The sequence below is a fragment of the Arthrobacter oryzae genome (genome assembly GCF_030812315.1).
Taxonomy (GTDB): Bacteria; Actinomycetota; Actinomycetes; order Actinomycetales; family Micrococcaceae; genus Arthrobacter; species Arthrobacter oryzae_B.
On sequence record NZ_JAUSSM010000019.1, the window covers coordinates 1 to 19,117 of the forward strand.

Below are 19,117 nucleotides of genomic sequence, written 5' to 3' on the forward strand. Positions count from 1 at the left end.
TATTGAGTTCTCAAACAACAGACACACCCGGCACCACCACAACCAACAACTCGGTCGCGGATCGCTCCGGAGCAACTTTCCAAACTTACCCGCTTGCTTCACCCGAGTCAAATCGGCCATCCCGACTCACTTTGCCTGCGGCAATCTGTGGAGTCTTTGCTGGCCAACTCCGGGGAGCAGCGCGGAAATAAACTCTACCACCACTTCGGCGAGGATACAAAGCGACCTCTGCCAGGGGCGCCAAAAGCCCGGGATCACTAGTATCCCGGGCTTTTGGCGGCTTTGCGCGCTAGCCCGTTATGCGCCAGCAGATGCGCTGGCCGGCTTGAAGAAGGCCGCGCCCAGTGGAGGCAACGTAACGCTCAGCGTTGCCGGCTGGCCGTTCTGCCCTTCGTCCGTAGCCGTGAGGGCGCCCTTGTTCAGGACGCCTGAACCGCCGTATACGGAGTCGTCGGTGTTGAGGACTTCCTGCCACGCGCCTGTTACCGGAACACCAAGGGTGTAGCCGTGGTGCGGGCCGCCGGAGAAGTTGATTGCACACACCAGCGGGTTGCCATCGGTATCCCACCGGATGAACGACAGGACATTGTGATCAGCGTCTCCACCGTTGATCCACTGGAAGCCGCCCGGTTCATTGTCCCGTTCGTACATCGCGGGAGTCGACGCGTAGAGCTCGTTCAGTTCCTTGGTGAGCAGCTGGACACCCCGGTGCGCCGGAATTTCCGCCAGGTACCAGTCCAGGCCATGCTGTTCGGACCATTCAGCTTCCTGGCCGAATTCAGTTCCCATGAATATCAGCTGCTTGCCGGGGTGGGCCCACTGGTAAGCCAGGAAGGCGCGGAGGTTTGCCAGCTGCTGCCAGCGGTCACCGGGCATCTTCCGGAGCATGGAGCCCTTGCCGTGCACAACTTCGTCGTGGCTGATGGGCAGGAGGAAGTTCTCAGTGAACGCGTAGACCATCGAGAAGGTGACGGTTCCGTGGTGCCACTTGCGGTTTACCGGGTCTTCCGACGCGTACTTGAGTGAGTCGTGCATCCAGCCCATGTTCCATTTGAGGCCGAAGCCCAGGCCTCCGACGCTGGTCGGGGCGGTCACTCCGGGGAAGGCAGTGGATTCCTCCGCGATCATCACCGCGCCCGGGTGGGTCTTGTACACCGTGGCGTTGGCTTCCTGCAGGAAGGAGATCGCTTCAAGGTTCTCGCGGCCACCGTACCTGTTGGGCTGCCACTGGCCTTCCTCACGCGAGTAGTCGAGGTAGAGCATCGACGCCACGGCATCCACACGAAGGCCGTCGATGTGGAACTCGTCCAGCCAGTAGAGCGCGTTGGACACCAGGAAGTTGCGGACTTCCGTGCGGCCGAAGTCGAAGATCAGCGTGCCCCAGTCCGGGTGCTCACCAAGGTTCGGGTCAGCGTGCTCGTACAGTGCCTCACCGTCGAACTGGGCCAGGGCCCAGGCATCCTTGGGGAAGTGCGCCGGCACCCAGTCAAGCAGGACGCCGATGCCCTCCTGGTGCAGCGCGTCCACGAGGAACCTGAACTCGTCCGGGTGGCCGAACCGGGACGTGGGCGCGAAGTAGGAGGTTACCTGGTAGCCCCAGGACCCGCCGAAGGGGTGCTCTGCCACCGGCATGAACTCCACGTGGGTGAAGCCAAGCCACTTGACGTACTCCACCAGCTCCTTGGCGAGTTCACGGTAGCCCAGTCCGAGACGCCACGATCCCAGGTGAACCTCGTAAACGCTCATGGGCGAGTTGTGCGGGTCCCGCTCGGCGCGGGCAGCCATCCATTCATCGTCCTTGAAGGCATAGGCCGACTCAACGACCCGGGAGGCCGTGAGCGGCGGAACCTCAGTCCCGAACGCCAGGGGATCGGCTTTTTCCACCCAATGGCCGGCTTTTGTCTTGATTTCGAACTTGTAGCACGCCCCTGCTAAAACACCCGGGATGAAGAGTTCCCAGACGCCGGAAGAGCCCAGCGAGCGCATCGAGTTCTCCCTGCCGTCCCAGGCGTTGAAGTCACCCTTGACCCGGACAGCCTGTGCATTCGGCGCCCACACAGCGAACGAGACACCGTCGACATCCCCCAGGGAGGATTTGTAGTGCTGGACGTGCGCGCCAAGCACTTCCCAAAGCTTCTCGTGGCGGCCTTCCCCGATCAGGTGGAGGTCCACTTCCCCGATTGTCGGGAGGTAGTGGTAGGGATCGTCCATTGCCTGCGGGGGCAGGCCCTCGTAGGTGACTTCCAGCCGGTAGTCGGGGACGTGGCCCGGCTGGATGGGTTCCAGCACCACTGCCCAGACGCCGTTGGCCTCGTGAGTCATGGGCGCGGTGCCTGCCGCGGTCACTACCGACACAGCCGAGGCCAGGTGCTTGACGGTGCGGATGCTGACGTGGCCGTGGTCGTCAAGGTGCGCTCCCAGGATGGAGTGCGGGGCGTGGTATTCGCCCGACGCCACTCGTGAGAGCGTCTCCGCGTCCACCTGAAGCGGCACACCGGGCCGGTCTGTACGTGCTGAGCCTGTCATTTTGTTACCTTCCGCTGCGGCTGCGGCTGAAGCGCCGGAGCCTGTACTGCTGAGGAGACGTCGTGAGGCATTTACCGGAATGTCCAGCCATCCGGGCCTGTTCCGCAACTCATAGACAACTTCATACAAAGCCTTGTCCAGCCACAATGCCACAAACAAGGGCGAGCGGCGGTCAATGGTCCCGGGCGTAATTTCGCCGTACCCCGCCAGGAACGCGTCGGCGCAGTCGTCAGCCCAGGATGCGGGTACATGGAACCCGGCCTGCTCGCGTTCGGCGGCACCGGCGGCGTAGTCGAAGGAACGCAGCATGCCGACGACGTCGCGCAGCGGCACGTCAGGAAAGTTGCGTTCCGCGATGGGCCGCAGGGGTTCGCCTTCAAAGTCCAGGATGGCCCAGCGTTCCGGCTCCCCCGGGCGCCCGGGCACTTGCAGGATCTGCCCCAGGTGGAGGTCGCCATGGATCCGCTGCAGCGCACCGGCGTTGCTTCCTTCAAGCTGGTTGAGCAGACCCGCCAGGGCGTCGTCGTACTGCCCGACGGCGGGTGCCGCTTCCGCCCAGGACTGCCGCACGCGCTGGGCTACTCCGGGGGCGATGTCCTTACCCGGGGCGGATTCCGCGGCCAGGCCCAGGGCCTCGGCCAGCCGCCGGTGCACTGTTGCAGTTGCAACGCCGAGCGCATGGGCCTCGGATGTGAAGTCCGTGCCGGAGCTGGCGGCGGCAACGGCCAGCCGCCACGCGTCCCGGCCGCCGGCCAGGAACTCATGGGCGACGGCAAGTTCACCTTGAGCGGTGCGTGGACTGTCCTCGGTGCCGTTCAGAGGGGCTTCCCACTCCCCCGTGACCCAGCCGAGGGTCGCCGGCACTTCCGATGTCCTGGCCTGCGTCAAGGCTGCGCCGATTTCCACCTCGGGGTTCCGTCCTTCGGACAGCACGCGGAAGAATTTCACAATGGCCGCAGAGCCGCCGTCGTCCACTATCACTGAACTGTTTGACTGCTCACTCGAGAGGACCTTCACCGTACCGGTGGCCGTAGGCAGCGGATAGTCGGAGGGCACCAGGTGGCCCACCGCGTTTCCTGCCGGCGAGGTGCCCCCGCTGCGCATCAGCTCCAGCCATGCCGAGACAAACACGGGGTCATGGACGCCATCGTAGATCCAGCGCCGTCCCCGCGAGGGGTCCCCTCCCTCACCAACCAGCGCAGCTTCCTTGCCGGGCAGGGGTTCGACCCGATAGCTCAGTGGGACCTGCACAACGTCGGTGCGGCTGCCGCCGTCGGCCGTGGGGTAGGTGACTGCCGCCAGGAACACCTCAAGGCCCACCTCGCCGCTGCTGTCATCCAGGCGCACGCCGCCGACAGGTGACAAGGTGAATTCTCCCGTCTTGACGGGGAACCAGCGCTGGCGCGGAAGCCAGGCCCTGAGCAGTTCGGCGAGGGATGGGTTGAGTGTGGATTGGGTCATGTCAGCCTTCGATGGACAGGACCGGGAGGGCCTGGGTGAACGGCGAGGCCGGGTTGGAGGCAGCCGAGCGGATGCGCAGCCAGAAGAAATCGTGGCTGCCGAGCGTCAGCGTGAGCAGGCCGTCGTCGCCGATTGCCGGGAACGGCTGGCCGCCGAAAACGTCCCGCAGGCCGCGGCCGGCAAACTGCGGAACCCGCAGCGTGGTGGCCACCGGGTGCTGGGAGAGATTGAACGCACACAGGATGGACTCGGCGTCCTCCCCAGCAGCGTTGTCAACCGGGATCTCCCGCAGGTAGGCAAGGACGACGTCGTGGTCCGCTTCGACGTGCTTGAAGCCCCCCAGCCCGAAAGCGGGGTGGTTTTTCCGGACGCTGAGGATCTGCCGGGTCCACCGCAGCAATGATCCGGAATGCGCGGCCTCCGCTTCCACGTTGGCCATGCCGTAGTTGTAAACGAGCGACTGGATGACCGGCAGGTAGAGCTTGCCCGGATCGGCATGGGAGAAACCTGCGTTGCGGTCCGGGTTCCACTGCATCGGCGTGCGGACGGCATCGCGGTCCTCAAGCCAGATGTTGTCGCCCATGCCGATTTCATCCCCGTAGTACAGGAAGGGGCTGCCGGGCAGCGAAAGCAGCAGGGCGTTGATGAGCTCTATCTCGGCCCGGGAGTTGTCCAGCAGCGGTGCGAGTCTGCGGCGGATGCCGATGTTGGCCCGCATGCGGGGGTCGGGAGCGTACCAGCCGAGCATGGCCGCGCGTTCGTCGGACGTGACCATCTCCAGCGTGAGCTCGTCGTGGTTCCGCAGGAACGTACCCCATTGCGCACCCTCGGGAATATCCGGCGTGTCCTTCATCGTCTCGATGATGGGCGCCGCCTTCTGGTCCCGCAGCGCGTAGTAGAGCCGCGGCATGATGGGGAAGTGGAAAGCCATGTGGCATTCGGGTTCCTCTTCGGTCCCGAAGTACTCCACCACTTCAACCGGTGGCTGGTTGGCCTCGGCGATGATGACCCTGCCCGGGTAGTTCTCGTCCACCATTTTCCGCAGCTTGCGCAGGAAGTCGTGGGTGGCGGGCAGGTTCTCGCAGTTGGTGCCCTCCTCCTCGAACAGGTAAGGGATGGCGTCGGCCCGGAACCCGTCGATGCCCTGGTCCAGCCAGAAGCGCACGACGTCGAACAGGGCGTCGATGACCTTCGGATTCTCGAAGTTCAGGTCGGGCTGGTGGCTGAAGAACCGGTGCCAGAAGAACTGCCGCCGGATGGGGTCGAACGTCCAGTTGGATTCCTCGGTGTCCACGAAGATGATGCGGGCATCCTGGTACTTCTCGTCCGTGTCGCTCCACACGTAGAAGTCACCGAACGGTCCGTCCGGGTCCTTGCGGGACTCTTGGAACCAGGGGTGCTGGTCCGAGGTGTGGTTCAGCGGCAGGTCGATGATCACCCGGACGCCACGGGCATGGGCCTCGGCCACCAGGCGCTTGAAGTCGCTGATGGTGCCGAACTCGTCGAGCACGGAGTTGTAGTCCGAGATGTCGTAGCCGCCGTCACGGAGCGGGGACTGGAAGAAGGGCGGCAGCCACAGGCAGTCGACGCCCAGCCACTGCAGGTAGTCCAGCTTGTCGATGAGGCCGTGGAAGTCACCGGAGCCGTCACCGTTACCGTCGGCAAAGCCGCGGACCAGGACTTCGTAGAACACCGCCTTGCGGTACCACAGGGGATCGTGCTGGAGGCCGGGGGCGTTGAGTTCGAATGTGCCTTTGGGTGTGAAGTGATGGCTCGGGTTCTGCGGACTAAAACTCACGAATGCGACCTCCGGATATGCAGGATGTGGGCAGGTTCCAGATGCGCGTCCAGGCGCACGTAGTTGTATTCGCCCCACTCCCAGCTTTCGCCGGTAAGCAAATCATCCACCTGGAAGCCGCCGTTGTGCGTGAGGTCCTCGGAGTCGAGTTCAAGTGCCGCGAGATCCAGGGAAACGGTGCTCTCCCGGGTGCTGTGCGGATCGACGTTCACCACGATGATCAGCGTGTCCTTGGTCCCGTCCGGAAGCGTCTTGTGCTTCGAGTACACGATGGTGGCATCGTCCGTGCTGTGGTGCAGCGTCAGGTTCTGCAGGTCCCCCAGCGCGGGGTGCGCATGGCGGATTTCGTTGAGCCTGGTCAGGTACGGGGCAAGGGTACGGCCCGATTCCGCCGCCGCGTCCCAGTCCCTCGCCTTGTACTCGAACTTCTCGTTGTCGATGTACTCCTCGGCGCCGGGCCGGGCCACATGCTCGTAGAGCTCGTACCCTGCGTAGACGCCCCACAACGGGCTCGCCGTCGCTGCGAGCGCGGCACGGATCTTGAACGCGGCCGGCCCGCCGAACTGCAGGTACTCAGTGAGGATGTCCGGGGTGTTCACGAAGAAGTTCGGGCGGAAGTATGCCGGTGACTTATGGCTGACCTCGGTGAAGTACTCCTCAAGTTCGGTCTTGGTGTTCCGCCAGGTGAAGTACGTGTAGGACTGCTGGAAGCCCGCCCGCCCCAGCGCGTGCATCATGGCAGGGCGGGTAAAGGCCTCCGCCAGGAAGACCACCTCGGGGTGCTTCTTGTTGACCTTGGCGATGAGCCACTCCCAGAACCAGACCGGCTTGGTGTGCGGGTTGTCCACGCGGAAGATCTTCACGCCGTGGCTCACCCAGAGGAGCACGATCCGGAAGATCTCCTTGGACAGCCCCTCGGGATCGTTGTCGAAGTTCAGCGGGAAGATGTCCTGGTACTTCTTCGGCGGGTTTTCGGCATAGGCGATGCTGCCGTCCACCCGGGTGGTGAACCATTCCGGGTGCGACTCCACCCAGGGGTGGTCCGGCGCCGCCTGCAGGGCCAGGTCAAGTGCCACCTCGAGGCCGAGTTCCCGGGCACGGGCCACGAAGGCGTCGAAGTCCTCGAAGGTGCCCAGGTCCGGGTGGATGGCGTCGTGTCCGCCTTCCTTGGCTCCGATGGCCCACGGTGAACCTGGATCGTGGGGGCCGGCGATCAGGGTGTTGTTCGGGCCCTTGCGGTGCTGGATACCAATCGGGTGGATCGGCGGCATGTAGATGACGTCAAAGCCCATACCCGCGACGGCGTCGAGCCGCTGGGCGGCGGTCCGGAACGTTCCCGACTGCCATTCGCCCGTTGTGTGGTTGCGAACGGCCCCTTCGGAACGGGGAAAGAATTCATACCAGGCACCGCGGCCGGCCAGATCGCGTTCCACGAGCAGGGGGAAACGCTCCGAGACGGTGACGTGTTCACGGATGGGCTGGCGCTCGACGACGTCAGTCACCTCAGGGCCGAACCCGGCAGCGAGCCGCTCCTCCGGGGACAGCGACGTATCAGACAGGACCACGACGGCGGTCCGGAGCGTCCGCCGGTCGGAGGAAGGGCGGGCCGAATCTTCGGAGGCTTCGGAGAGCAGCGCAGCGCCCTCGGCCAGCATCAGTTCGACGTCGATGCCTGCTTCGACCTTGACCTCGGCGTTGTGGTGCCAGGTCCCGTACCGGTCATGCCACGCTTCAATGGCGAACGACCAGTTGCCGGTGCCGGTGGGAGTGATGATGCCTTCCCACCGGTCGGTGCCTTTTCCGCGGTCGCCGCGTGGCGGCGCCAGCCGGACGCGCTGGCGTTCCTTGCCCTTGGGATCAAACAGCACCGCGCTGACTCCGAGCTGGTCGTGTCCTTCGCGGAATGCTGTGGCGCCGACTACAAGCCCTTCACCGGGCAGCGCCTTGGCGGGAACCATACCTCCGTCCACCACTGGCTGCACGGCAGTGATCGGGAATCGGCCAAAACGCAGGCCTTCCGTGATCAGGGCCTTAGGCTTTTTGCTGGATCCGGCACTGGTTCGCGTATTAGTCGTCACGAACTCGACGTTATCTAGAAATCCCCCATTTTGCTAAGGGGACTTGCGTTTTTCTTGGAGCAATCCGTCATTTACCTAAAAGAAACCAAAACCTGTTCCTGCGGCCCATGTTGTCGGTTAGTGTGACGCAGGTGAAGGCTATCCGCAGATTTACCGTCCGAACCGTCCTACCGGAATCCATCCGGCCGCTGGCCCGGTTGGCCACTAACCTGCGGTGGTCGTGGCACCGGCCAACCCGCGAGCTTTTCGAGGGACTCAACCCCGCCATTTGGGACGAAAGCGCCCACGATCCGGTCAGCTTCCTAGGCCTCGTGAGCAGGGAAGAGCTACAGCGCCTCGCAGCGGACCAGGACGTTGTCCGCCGCGTCCAGGCCGCCGCCGAAGATCTGGACCGGTACCTCGACCAGCCGCGCTGGTACCAGGGCCTGGGCGACGACGCTCCGTCCTGCATCGCCTACTTCTCACCGGAATTCGGAATCACCGAAGTTTTGCCACAGTATTCCGGCGGCCTGGGAATTCTGGCAGGCGACCACCTAAAAGCCGCATCGGACCTCGGCGTGCCGCTCATCGGCGTCGGCCTGCTTTATCAGGCCGGCTATTTCAAACAGTCCCTCTCCCGGGATGCCTGGCAGCAGGAAACGTACCCGGTCCTTGACCCGGACGGGCTCCCGCTGACACTCCTCCGCGAGGACTCCCCCGACGGCAACGGCAAGCCCATCCAGATCTCGCTGCCGCTCCCCCACGGGCGCCGGCTGCTGGCGCACATCTGGCGTGCCGACGTCGGGCGTGTCCCCCTGCTGCTGCTCGACTCGAACGTTCCGGGCAACGACGACGCCGCCCGCGGCATCACAGACCGCCTGTACGGCGGCGGTGGCGACCACCGGCTGCAGCAGGAACTCCTGCTGGGGATGGGCGGTGTGAAGGCGCTGCGCGTCTACCAGCGCCTCACCGGATGCGCAGCGCCGGAGGTCTTCCACACCAACGAGGGCCACGCCGGTTTCCTAGGCATCGAACGCATCCAGGAGCTCATGTCTGCCGAGCGTCCGCTGAGCTGGGAAGAAGCACTGGCGGCGGGGCGTGCCTCCACCGTGTTCACGACGCACACTCCGGTACCGGCCGGCATCGACCGTTTCGAGGTCTCGCAGATCCAGCACTTCTTCGAGGGCGGTCTGGCTCCGGACGTGCCGGTGTCCAAAATCCTGGACCTGGGCCGGGAAAACTTCGCGGACGGCAATCCCTCGGTCTTCAACATGGCCGTCATGGGGCTGCGGCTGGCACAGCGCGCCAACGGCGTGGCCAAGCTCCACGGTGTGGTGTCCCGCGGAATGTTCTCGGCCCTGTGGCCGGGCTTCGACCACTCGGAAGTTCCCATCACCTCGGTGACCAACGGCGTGCACGTCCCAACGTGGGTGGACAGCCGTGTCTCCAAGCTGGCCCGTGACCAGTTCGGTGCCGAGGCGGAAGCCATGGGCCGCTGGGACCTCGCCTACAACGTCAGTGACGAGGACGTCTGGGCACTCCGTCGCGAGATGCGCGTCTCGCTCGTGGAGGACGTCCGCAAGCGCCTTCGCGCAGCGTGGAAGAAACGCGGAGCTGCCGATGCCGAGCTCGGCTGGACTGATTCGGTGCTGGACCCGGATGTCCTCACCATCGGTTTTGCCCGACGGGTACCGACGTACAAGCGGCTTACCCTGATGCTCCGCGAGCCCGCCCGGCTCAAGGCCCTGCTGCTGCACGAGACCCACCCCATCCAGCTGGTCATCGCGGGCAAATCGCACCCGGCGGATGATGCCGGCAAGAAGATGATCCAGGACCTGGTCCGGTTCACCGACGATCCCGAAGTGCGCCACCGGATCGCGTTCCTGCCCAACTACGACATCGCCATGGCGCGCACGCTCTTCCCCGGCTGCGACGTGTGGCTGAACAATCCGTTGCGCCCGCTGGAGGCCTGCGGCACGTCCGGCATGAAGGCGGCCATCAACGGTTCATTGAACCTGTCGGTGCTGGACGGCTGGTGGGATGAAATGTACGACGGCGAAAACGGCTGGGCGATCCCCACCGCCAACAACAACGCCTCGCCCGAGGAACGCGACGACATCGAAGCCGCTGCCCTCTACGAACTGCTGGAAACACAGGTGGCGCCCCGCTTCTACGGGCTCACCGTTTCCGACGCTGCCGGAGCCGCAGGGCCTTCGGAATCCGGAACGCAGAAGGTCCCCACCCACTGGGTGTCCATGATCAAGCACACCATGGCGCACCTTGGCCCGGCCGTCTCCGCTGAGCGGATGCTCCAGGACTACGTGAACATCCTCTACCGTCCCGCCGCGATTGCGGGGCGCCGGGCGGTCGCGGATTCCTTCTCCCAGGCCATTGCACTCGCAGCGTGGACGTCGCGGATCCGCGCTTCGTGGCCCCAGATCCAGGTGGAACACGTCGATTCGGTTGGCGTCTCCGAGGACCCGCAGATCGGCGACACCCTCCAGGTGAACGCCTACATCGCCCTGCACGATCTCGACCCGGACGATGTCGCCGTGGAAGTTGCATTCGGCCGCGCAGAGGAAAGCGACGAACTGGCCGATGTGACGGTGGCGGACCTGGTGCCCAAGGAAGACCTCGGCAAGGGACGTTTCCTGTTCAGCGGCTCGCTGCTGATCGACCGGTCCGGGTCCTTCGGCTACACCGTGCGGGTGCTGCCCAAGCACTCGGCTCTCGCTTCGCGGGCTGAGCTGGGGCTCATCGTCAACGCCTAAGCGTCCTGGCTTTGCTTCAGGGCACCAGCCGGCAACGCTCCCTCACTGAGGGAGCGTTGCCGGCTTAACGGCGAGAACTGCGGGAGCGTCCGGTTAGAGGCAGACTGTGATCACGGACAGGCTCTTGCCGGCGTAGCTCTCCGCGTCCTGGAGGATCTCGCAGATGATCCCGAACGAGCGGTCCGAGCGGAACACCGCCGGGACCTGCCAGATGAATGTGAGGGGTTCCTTGCCGTCGTCCGTGACCGTATCCGCGAAGTCGTGCAGCGAGTCATTGAGGGCATCGAGGTTCACGCCGTAGTGTTCAGGGAAATCCAGTACTTCCCCGAACGTGTGGAGCACCGCCTTTTTTGTGTCGGCGGCGGGGATCACCAGGACCCGGCGGCCGGCGTCGGACGCCTGCTCGCGCAGCTCATCGATGGTCCAGGTGTCAGCGGAGTAGATCTTCATTCGTGCCCTTACTTGCTTTCGACGATAAACAGAAACGATTCGTAGTGGTCCGGCGTGTAGTACTTTTCGCCGGTCTCTCCCGCTACTATCCGGCGGGCGCCACGGTCCGATTCCCCGGGGGTCCTGACGGTGAATTCCTTGTAGTAGCCGCCGGGTTTCCTCGGCAGCAGGCGCTCGAAGTTGCTGAAGACGGCGCCGTCACGCGAATACGGGTAGGGCCCGCCGCGGGCGATGAGGGCCAAGGTCTCCCGTGCCTCCGGTGGAAGGCTTGAGGCAGCAACCGCCTCCAGGCCTGAAGTGTTCGCCACCTCGGGGACAGCCGGAACCGTGGCAGTTTTTGCGGAGCCGGGACTGGCGGAGCCGGTCCCGATAGCGGACGTGCCGCCCGCCGTCGGGCTCGCCGAAACGGCCGGTCCGGCCGGGTTCTCCTGCGTGGTGGACAGCACCATGCCCAGGCCCACGACCAATATCAGGACCGCGGCCAAGGTCAGGAGCCTCGCGATCCCCCTCATGGATTCCCCATCTGCCGAGTCCTAGGTGCGGTAGATGCTGATGGTGTTGGACTGGACGACGTCGCGCTCGCCGGCGGCGACCCGCACGCCTTGGCGGCTTTCGTGGAGTTCAGACGTGGTCAGCCGGAGTTCAAAGAGCCGCCTTCCCGTGCCTTCGTCGTTGCTGATGTCGGGCAGGGTGATCTTGATGTCGTTGGCGCTGCCGTTCACCACCACGAGTCCGTCCACCTGGCCGTCGTCGGAACCCAGCAGGAGCTGGACAACCCGGTGCTGCGGATCATTCCAGCGGTCCATGGACATGGGGTTTCCGTGCTCGTCGAACCAGTGCAGATAGGCCTGCTTGTCCCGGGAGGGATAATCGTGCGGCTGGCTCGCCAGGAACTCCTTGCGGAGCCGGATGACCCGCTTCGTGCTGCGAAGCATGGCGTGGGATTCCGGCGTGCTGGTCCAGTCCAGCCACGTGATCTGGTTGTCCTGGCAGTAGGCATTGTTGTTGCCCTGCTGCGTGCGTCCGATCTCATCGCCCGCGGTGATCATGGGGATCCCCATGGACACCATCAGCGTGGCCATCAGGTTGCGGCTGGTCTGAGCCCGGCTTGCCAGGATCTCCTCGTCTTCGGTCCGGCCTTCAAAGCCGTGGTTGTAACTGCGGTTGTCTCCGTGGCCGTCGCGGTTCTGCTCACCGTTGGCCTCGTTGTGCTTGCGGTCGTAGGACACAAGATCGGCCAGTGTGAACCCGTCGTGCGCCGTGAAGAAGTTGAGCGACGCCATCCGGGAACGTCCCGATTCCGCGAAAAGGCCCGCGGAGCCGGAAATGGAGTCTGCGAGGCGGGCCACGGAACCACCCTGGCCGCCGGCGTCGATGGCGGCACGGTCGGCGACCCAGAAGGAGCGCAACGCGTCACGATAGTGGTCGTTCCAGTCAACCCACCCGGGCGGGAAGCGTCCGGTCTGCCAGCCGCCGTAGCCCACGTCCCATGGCTCGGCAATCAGCTTGACGGAGGACAGCACCGGATCCGCGGCTATGGCCACGAGGAACGGGTGGTGCGGATCGAAGTCGTTCGCGGCGTTCCGGCAGAGGGTAACCGCCAGGTCGAACCGGAAGCCGTCGATGTGGAACTCGTCCACCCAGTACCTTAGCGAGTCGAGGACCAACTGGACCACGCGGGGGTGGCCGAAGTTGAGGCTGTTGCCGCACCCGGTGGTGTCCACGTACCGGCCGTTGCCGTCGTTTCGGTAATACTGCATCTCGCCCAGCCCGCGGAAGCTGAGCGTCTGCCCGTCGGGTCCGCCTTCGGCTGTGTGGTTGTAAACCACATCGAGGATGACTTCCAGGCCCGCTGCGTGCAACAGCTTGACCATGCCTTTGAACTCGTCCTGTACCGCCTGCGGTCCGGCCTCCTGCGCGGCCCGGGTGGCATACGCCGGGTGCGGGGCAAAGAACGCCGCCGTGTTGTAGCCCCAATAGTTGGTCATGCCCAGGTTTTGGAGATGCGGCTCATCAAGATGGAAATGGACGGGCAGGAGCTGGACCGAGGTGATGCCCAGGCCCGTGAGGTGCTCAATCATGGCCGGGTGCGCCATGCCTGCGTAGGTGCCCCGGAGATTCTCGGGGATGTCCGGGTGCAGCATGCTCTGGCCGCGGACGTGTGCCTCGTAGATGATCGTGTTCCGCCACGGAATGTGCGGATTGCGGTCGTCGCGCCAGTCGAAGCTGCCGGACATCCGCACGTTGGAAAGGAACCCTTCGCGCTCATCCACGGCCCGGCCGTAAGGGTCCAGCAGCAGTGGCTGATCTCCGTCGGAATCAAAAGCCACGGTGGGCACTGATACCGGAAGGGCGTCATCTTCGGAAGAGGATCGGAACCCGTACCTCGACCCCGCGGGGAAGCCGTCCACGATACCGTGGTGGACGTCATTGGTGACGTTCGGCAGGGTTTTCAGCTGCCACGTTCCGCCGGGCGCACAGTAGGCGATTTCAAGCGTGGCCACGCCGGGTGCGTAGACCGCGACATTGGCGCAGGCACTCTGAGGATCGTCCGTTGCCGGAGAGCCCGTGCGCGGAACGCTGATACCCAGTGGAAACGGCCGGGAGGCGTCCACGGTGGAGGCTGTGTCTAGGAGTGGCATGACCATTGCTTAAATATTAGCTGTGCCACACAAATGCCCGGTATCTTCCGCAATGTGTCGGGAAATGGGCTGGCGTTGTTCAGCGTTGCATACTGGAAGAACACGCCAAGTTGGAGGTAATTGTGCGAGTTGCACTTGCTCAAGTAGTTACGGGCCGGGAGATTTCCGGGAATCTGGATCTGGTGGAAAATCTCGCCCGCCAAGCGAAAAAAGGCGGCGCGGAATTGGTTGTCTTCCCTGAAGCGACCATGCGCGCGTTCGGAAATTCGCTTCTCGATATTGCCGAGCCGCTCGACGGACCCTGGGCTACCCGCGTGCGGGAAATCGCAGCGGAGCTGGACATCGCGATCGTGGCGGGCATGTTTACGCCGGGCCAGTCCGGTCCTGCCGGCTCCGGGCAAGCCGGCAGGGAGGACAGTAATGCTGTCACGAAGGTGCGCAATACGCTGCTTGTCACCGGACCGGGTGTGGAGGCGAGCTACGACAAGATCCACCTGTTCGACGCTTTTGGCTTCGCCGAATCAGACACCGTGGAAGCCGGGACAGGACCGGTCACCTTCGAGCTCGGCGGCATCAGCTTTGGCCTGGCCACGTGCTACGACGTCCGCTTTCCTGCGCTGTTCACGGCCAACGCCGACCTTGGCGCCGAAGTAAACATCGTTTGTGCCTCCTGGGGATCAGGACCGGGAAAAGTGGACCAGTGGCGGCTGCTGGCCCGTGCCCGTGCCGTGGACACCACCACGTACGTTCTGGCCTGCGGCCAGGGCGATCCGGTAACCCAGGGCATCGAAGCCAAGGGATCGGCACCCACCGGCGTGGGGCACTCCGCCGTCGTTTCTCCACTTGGTGAGGTCATCGAAGAGCTCGACGGCGGCACCGGACTGCTGTTCGCTGACCTGGACCCCGCCGTCGTCAAGGAAGCCCGAACGAAACTCCCGGTCCTGGCCAACCGCCACGACTTCCGCTAATAGACGCTCTCTCAGATTTCGCCACAAAAACAGCAACGCTCGCTCACACTGTGAGAGAGCGTTGCTGTTTGACCCGCAGGAACTGAGAGAGCGTCACAGATTAAGCGGCAGGAAGTGAGAGAGCGTGCCTGGGGCCTACTTCGCGGCGCGCTGCCTGGAGACTTCGTACAGGGAGATGCCGACGGCCATGGAGGCGTTGAGCGATTCCATCGCGGAGTCGATCGGGATGGAGACGATCTGGTCGCAGTTCTCGCGGACCAACCGGCTCAGGCCCTTGCCTTCGGAGCCGACCACGATGCACACGGGTTCCTTGGCGAGGCTGAGGTCCGGCAGCGAAACGTCGCCGTCGCCGTCCAGGCCGAGCACGTAGATGCCCATGTTCTTGAACGCCTTCAGGGTGTTGTTCAGGTTGGCGGCGCGTGCCACCGGAACGCGGACTGCTGCTCCGGCACTGGTCTTCCAGGCCGAAGCCGTGACGCCGACGGAGCGCCGCTCCGGCACGATAACGCCGTGGCCGCTGAAGGCCGACACAGAGCGGATGATCGCGCCCAGGTTGCGGGGGTCGGTGATGCCGTCCAAGGCGACGAACAGCGGCGCGTTGGCCACGTGGCCCCGCTTCCAGCTCGCCAAGGTTTCTTCGGCCAGCTCGTACGCGTCCTGATACTCGTAGGGCGGAATCTGCAGCACGAGCCCCTGGTGGATGGCGTCGTCCGTCATCCGGTCCAGCTCGGGCTTGCCCGTTTCCATCAACGGAATGCCGCGTTCGGCCGCCAGCTTGAGGGACTCCTTGACGCGGTCATCCATTTCAATGCGGATGGCGACGTGGAGGGCCTTGGCCGGGATGCCGGCGCGCAGCGCTTCAACGACGGAGTTGCGTCCAGTGACGACTTCCTCCGTGGCCCGGCCCTTCGGACCTGAGCGGGCACCCGTGCCGCGAGCCGCGCCCGGACGCTTGGCAGCAGACCGTTCGGCGAGCTGCTTGTTCTTATGGGCCTTGTGGTACGGGCGGTCCTCCGCCTTGGGAGTAGGCCCCTTGCCTTCGAGGGCCTTGCGGCCGTGGCCACCCGTTCCGATGGTGGGGCCCTTCTTCGCTTTGACCGACCGGCGACCGTTGTTGGCCATGAGTTTCACCCTTGCTTTGTTGAGTAAGTCTGACCTCCAGTCTACTTACTCAGGTTAAATCGCCGGTCCAGCGCCCTGCCGGGCCTTCGGACTGCCACAACTCAGCCGCGCTTGAGGGTCCAGCTGGCGCCGTCCGGACCGTCCTCGACGACGACGCCAGCAGCGGCAAGCGTGTCCCGGATGGCATCCGATGCGGCCCAGTCCTTGGTGGCCCGCGCCTCCGCCCGGGCACCAAGCTGGGCCTCCACGAGGACGCCCAGGGCTGCGTCTGCCTGGTCGTCCCGTGCGGGGGCCGCGACGTCGTTCAGGCCCAGGACGCGAAGCATGTCGGTGACGGAGTGCAGCGCTGCCCTGGCTGCAGCGTTGTCGCCCGCGGTGAGCGCGGTATTGCCTGCCCGCACGGTGTCGTGAAGGACGGCCAGCGCCTGCGGAACATTCAAGTCGTCGTCCATGGCCGCAGCAAAGGCGTCCGGCACCTCGCCATGGCTGCCGAACAGGAGGGAACCGCCGTCTGACAATGCCCGCACGGCCCGGGCAACGAAGCCGTCAATCCGCTCCATCGCGGCGGAGGCTTCCTGCAGCGACGTGGGCTGGTAGTCCAGGATGGAGCGGTACTGTGCCTGGCCAAGGTAGTAGCGCACCACGCGCGGCGAAGCGATCTCAAGCATTTCGGTGGGGCTGACGGTGTTGCCGATGGACTTGGACATCTTTTCGCCCTGGTACGTCACCATGCCGTTGTGCATCCAGAAGTTGGCGAACGCGTGGCCTGCCGCCTGGGACTGAGCCATCTCGTTTTCGTGGTGCGGGAACCGGAGGTCCAGTCCCCCGCCATGGATGTCGAACTCGGTACCGAGGTATTTGGTCACCATGGCCGAGCACTCCAGATGCCAGCCCGGCCGGCCGGTGCCCCAGGGCGAAACCCAGCTGGCCGTCGTCGGCTCCCCTTCCTTGTGACCCTTCCACAGCGCAAAGTCCCTCGGGTCCTTCTTCCCGCGCGGATCGGCGTCGGCAGCGCCCTGCATTTCATCGATCTTCTGGCGGGTCAGGGACCCGTAACGGTTCCACGAGCGGACGTCGAAATAGACGTCGCCGGAATCGTCGAGGGCGGGGTAGGCATGGCCGCGATCGATCAGGCGCTGGATCAGCGAGTGCATCTCCGGGATATGGCCGGTGGCGCGCGGCTCGTACGTGGGACGGGAAACGCCCAGGGTGTCATAAGCATTGAGGAATGCCTGCTCGTAGCGGTAGGCCAGCGCCCACCATTCCTCTTCCCGGATGTCGTCCGGGCCTTCCTCGAAGTCCGGCTCAAAGGAGGCGGCTGACTTGGCGAGGATTTTGTCGTCGATGTCCGTGACGTTCCGGACCACGGTCACGCGGAATTTCCGGTATTCGAGCCAGCGGGTGAGCTGGTCAAAAGCAATGGCTGACCGAATGTGTCCGACATGCGGCAGTCCCTGCACCGTCGCGCCGCAGTAGTACAGGCTCACTTTGCCCGGTGTCAGAGGGACGAAGTCGCGGACTTCGGCGGATGCTGTGTCGTAAAAGCGCAAGGTCACCGCTCCAGATTAGCTGATCGCCATGGCCGGGCCCGGCGCCGGGCCCCCTATTTGCAGACTTCGCCGATCTTGTTGTTCTGCTCGCTCAGCTGTTGGGTCTGCTCGGCGCTTTTGGTGCCCAGCGAGGTACTGGCGACCTTCTTCATGATGTCCGCCATTTTCTGGATGGGCTCGGCAACCTCGGGGGCAACCTTGTCCGCCACTTCCTGGTAGTGCTTGGCGATCTGGTCAGCCTGCTGCTGCTCGTTTCCAGTGGGCACGAAGGTGTCCCCATTGAGGAACTTGCAGCTTTCCTCGACACTCATTTTTGGCGTTCCGCAACCGCTCAGCAACATTCCTGCAATGAGTACGACGGCGGCAAGCGGCTTCTTCACGAGGGGTCTCCTGGAGTGTTCGGCAGAGGTCTGACTCCCTTAAGCCTAGGCGAAAGGCGTGCCCGGCCTCAGCCCGCCCGGTAGACCAGCGCTGTGGCGAGGGCGGAAATGCCCTCCCCGCGTCCGGTGAAGCCGAGGCCGTCGCTGGTGGTGGCGCTGACGCTGACCGGGGCTCCGGCCGCCGCGCTGAGGACGGCTTGGGACTCCTGCCGGCGTGGACCGAATTTTGGCCTGTTGGCCACGAACTGAACCGCGATATTCCCGATCTCGAAACCTTCCGCCCTCACTATGCGCGCAGCCTCGGCGAGGAGCGTCACACCGGAGGCACCGGCGAATTCCGGGCGGTCGGTGCCGAAGTGGGTGCCGAGATCGCCGATCCCGGAGGCCGAAAAGAGGGCGTCCGCCGCGGCATGGGCCACGGGGTCGCCGTCGGAGTGGCCGGCCAGGCCCTGCTCGCCGTCCCACAGAAGGCCGCCCAGCCACAGCGCCCGCGGATTGTCCGCGGTGGCAAAAGCGTGGACGTCGATGCCGATTCCGGTTCTGGGAATGATGGGAACTGCCATGATCAGCCTTCCACCCAACGTACGCCCAAGGGACCTTCGAGCAGGCCCTCGGCAATGATCAGGTCCAGGGGTGTGGTGATCTTGAGTGACTGGCTGGCCCCGCGGACGGCGTGGACCGGAACACCGAGCCGTTCCACGAGCATCGCGTCATCGGTAATGGCGGCGGACTGAGCTTCGTCGAGGCCCGCCACTTCGCGATGGGCCTTCATCAACGTGTCAAGGTCAAACCCCTGCGGAGTCTGCACGGCGCGGAGCTTCTCCCTCGGAGCCGTACCGACGACCACCTCCGGCGCAATCAGGGCGTCCTCGTCGGTCGTTGCTTCAACCGTCTTGACGGTATCCACCACCGGCATGACCGGGATGACGGCCAAGGCGCCAGCCGCAAGCGAGTCGACCACTCGGTGGAAGACGGATTCCGGCGTCAGCGCCCGCGCGGCGTCGTGGACGAGCACGGCCTGCGTGCCATCTTCCAGGACCGCCAAGGCTGAACGCACGGAGTCAGCGCGCGTTGCGCCTCCGTCCACCAGCGTCAGCAGGGGCCCGCCGTCGACAAGCTCGTCCTTGAAGTCATCGCACATCTGCCGGAGTGCACCGTCGCCTGCCGGCAGGGCTACGCAGACCTGCTGGGCGACGCCGGACGCAACTATCCCGCGCAGGGCGTGCATCAGGATGGGTTCCCCGCCGAGGGGGACCCTCGCTTTGGGCATGCCGTATCCAAGCCGCTGGCCTGACCCGGCCGCGACCAGGACAACGGCGACAACTGGGCGGGGGCGGTGGTCCCCGGTGTCCGGCCCGGAACCGGCCGAAAATTCTGTTGCACTCATGGGCA

The 19,117-nt window shown here is 64.7% G+C and carries 13 protein-coding genes; 2 read left to right on the forward strand and 11 right to left on the reverse strand.

Features of this window, described 5'->3' with window-relative positions; genetic code table 11:
• Window positions 1-297: 297 nt before the first annotated feature.
• From J2S97_RS22360 to J2S97_RS22370, 3 genes are read right to left on the reverse strand one after another with little or no spacing between them, the layout of a single operon-like run.
• Window positions 298-3,987, reverse strand: coding sequence for a 1,4-alpha-glucan branching enzyme (locus tag J2S97_RS22360; protein WP_307052131.1), 3,690 nt, complete (start codon window positions 3,985-3,987; stop codon window positions 298-300).
• Between the two features lies 1 nt (window position 3,988).
• Entirely contained in the window at window positions 3,989-5,785 is a 1,797-nt protein-coding gene (gene treS / locus J2S97_RS22365) for a maltose alpha-D-glucosyltransferase (RefSeq protein ID WP_307052132.1), read from the reverse strand.
• A complete protein-coding gene (locus J2S97_RS22370; protein ID WP_307052133.1) occupies window positions 5,782-7,863 on the reverse strand; it encodes an alpha-1,4-glucan--maltose-1-phosphate maltosyltransferase in 2,082 nt (693 codons plus the stop codon). Before J2S97_RS22370 ends, treS begins: the two co-directional genes overlap by 4 nt.
• 131 nt (window positions 7,864-7,994) lie before the next feature.
• On the opposite strand from J2S97_RS22370, the gene glgP reads away from it, so the two are divergent.
• The gene (gene glgP, locus J2S97_RS22375; RefSeq protein WP_307052134.1) at window positions 7,995-10,613 is read left to right on the forward strand and encodes an alpha-glucan family phosphorylase; all 2,619 of its coding nucleotides are present in this window, start codon (window positions 7,995-7,997) and stop codon (window positions 10,611-10,613) included.
• Between the two features lie 93 nt (window positions 10,614-10,706).
• Here glgP and J2S97_RS22380 read toward each other — a convergent pair whose 3' ends face one another.
• From J2S97_RS22380 to glgX, 3 genes are read right to left on the reverse strand one after another with little or no spacing between them, the layout of a single operon-like run.
• Window positions 10,707-11,063, reverse strand: a complete 357-nt coding sequence (locus tag J2S97_RS22380) for a barstar family protein (protein ID WP_307052135.1) — start codon at window positions 11,061-11,063, stop codon at window positions 10,707-10,709.
• Window positions 11,064-11,071: 8 nt separating this feature from the next.
• Complete coding sequence (locus tag J2S97_RS22385; protein WP_307052136.1) at window positions 11,072-11,575, reverse strand: ribonuclease domain-containing protein; 504 nt, start codon at window positions 11,573-11,575, stop codon at window positions 11,072-11,074.
• Window positions 11,576-11,596: 21 nt separating this feature from the next.
• Window positions 11,597-13,711 carry a glycogen debranching protein GlgX gene (gene glgX, locus J2S97_RS22390; protein ID WP_307052137.1) on the reverse strand — a complete coding sequence of 705 codons (2,115 nt, stop codon included), beginning with the start codon at window positions 13,709-13,711 and terminating at the stop codon, window positions 11,597-11,599.
• Between the two features lie 116 nt (window positions 13,712-13,827).
• Between glgX and J2S97_RS22395 the strand changes: the two genes are divergently transcribed.
• Window positions 13,828-14,673 (forward strand): carbon-nitrogen hydrolase family protein, encoded by an 846-nt coding sequence (locus J2S97_RS22395; protein ID WP_307052138.1) that lies wholly within the window; start codon window positions 13,828-13,830, stop codon window positions 14,671-14,673.
• A 135-nt stretch (window positions 14,674-14,808) separates the two neighbouring features.
• Here the strand turns inward: J2S97_RS22395 and rlmB are convergent, their stop codons facing one another.
• The 5 genes from rlmB to ispD all read right to left on the reverse strand — a co-directional run bounded on the left by rlmB (window position 14,809) and on the right by ispD (window position 19,112).
• Window positions 14,809-15,795, reverse strand: a complete 987-nt coding sequence (gene rlmB, locus J2S97_RS22400; protein ID WP_307052139.1) for a 23S rRNA (guanosine(2251)-2'-O)-methyltransferase RlmB — start codon at window positions 15,793-15,795, stop codon at window positions 14,809-14,811.
• 101 nt (window positions 15,796-15,896) lie between these two features.
• Window positions 15,897-17,351 carry a cysteine--tRNA ligase gene (cysS, locus tag J2S97_RS22405; protein WP_307052140.1) on the reverse strand — a complete coding sequence of 485 codons (1,455 nt, stop codon included), beginning with the start codon at window positions 17,349-17,351 and terminating at the stop codon, window positions 15,897-15,899.
• A gap of 47 nt (window positions 17,352-17,398) precedes the next feature.
• Window positions 17,399-17,725, reverse strand: coding sequence for a hypothetical protein (locus J2S97_RS22410; protein ID WP_307052141.1), 327 nt, complete (start codon window positions 17,723-17,725; stop codon window positions 17,399-17,401).
• Between the two features lie 68 nt (window positions 17,726-17,793).
• On the reverse strand, window positions 17,794-18,288 hold the full coding sequence (ispF, locus tag J2S97_RS22415; protein ID WP_307052142.1) for a 2-C-methyl-D-erythritol 2,4-cyclodiphosphate synthase: 495 nt from the start codon (window positions 18,286-18,288) through the stop codon (window positions 17,794-17,796).
• Window positions 18,289-18,290: 2 nt separating this feature from the next.
• The gene (gene ispD, locus J2S97_RS22420) at window positions 18,291-19,112 is read right to left on the reverse strand and encodes a 2-C-methyl-D-erythritol 4-phosphate cytidylyltransferase (RefSeq protein WP_307052143.1); all 822 of its coding nucleotides are present in this window, start codon (window positions 19,110-19,112) and stop codon (window positions 18,291-18,293) included.
• Window positions 19,113-19,117: the final 5 nt, after the last annotated feature.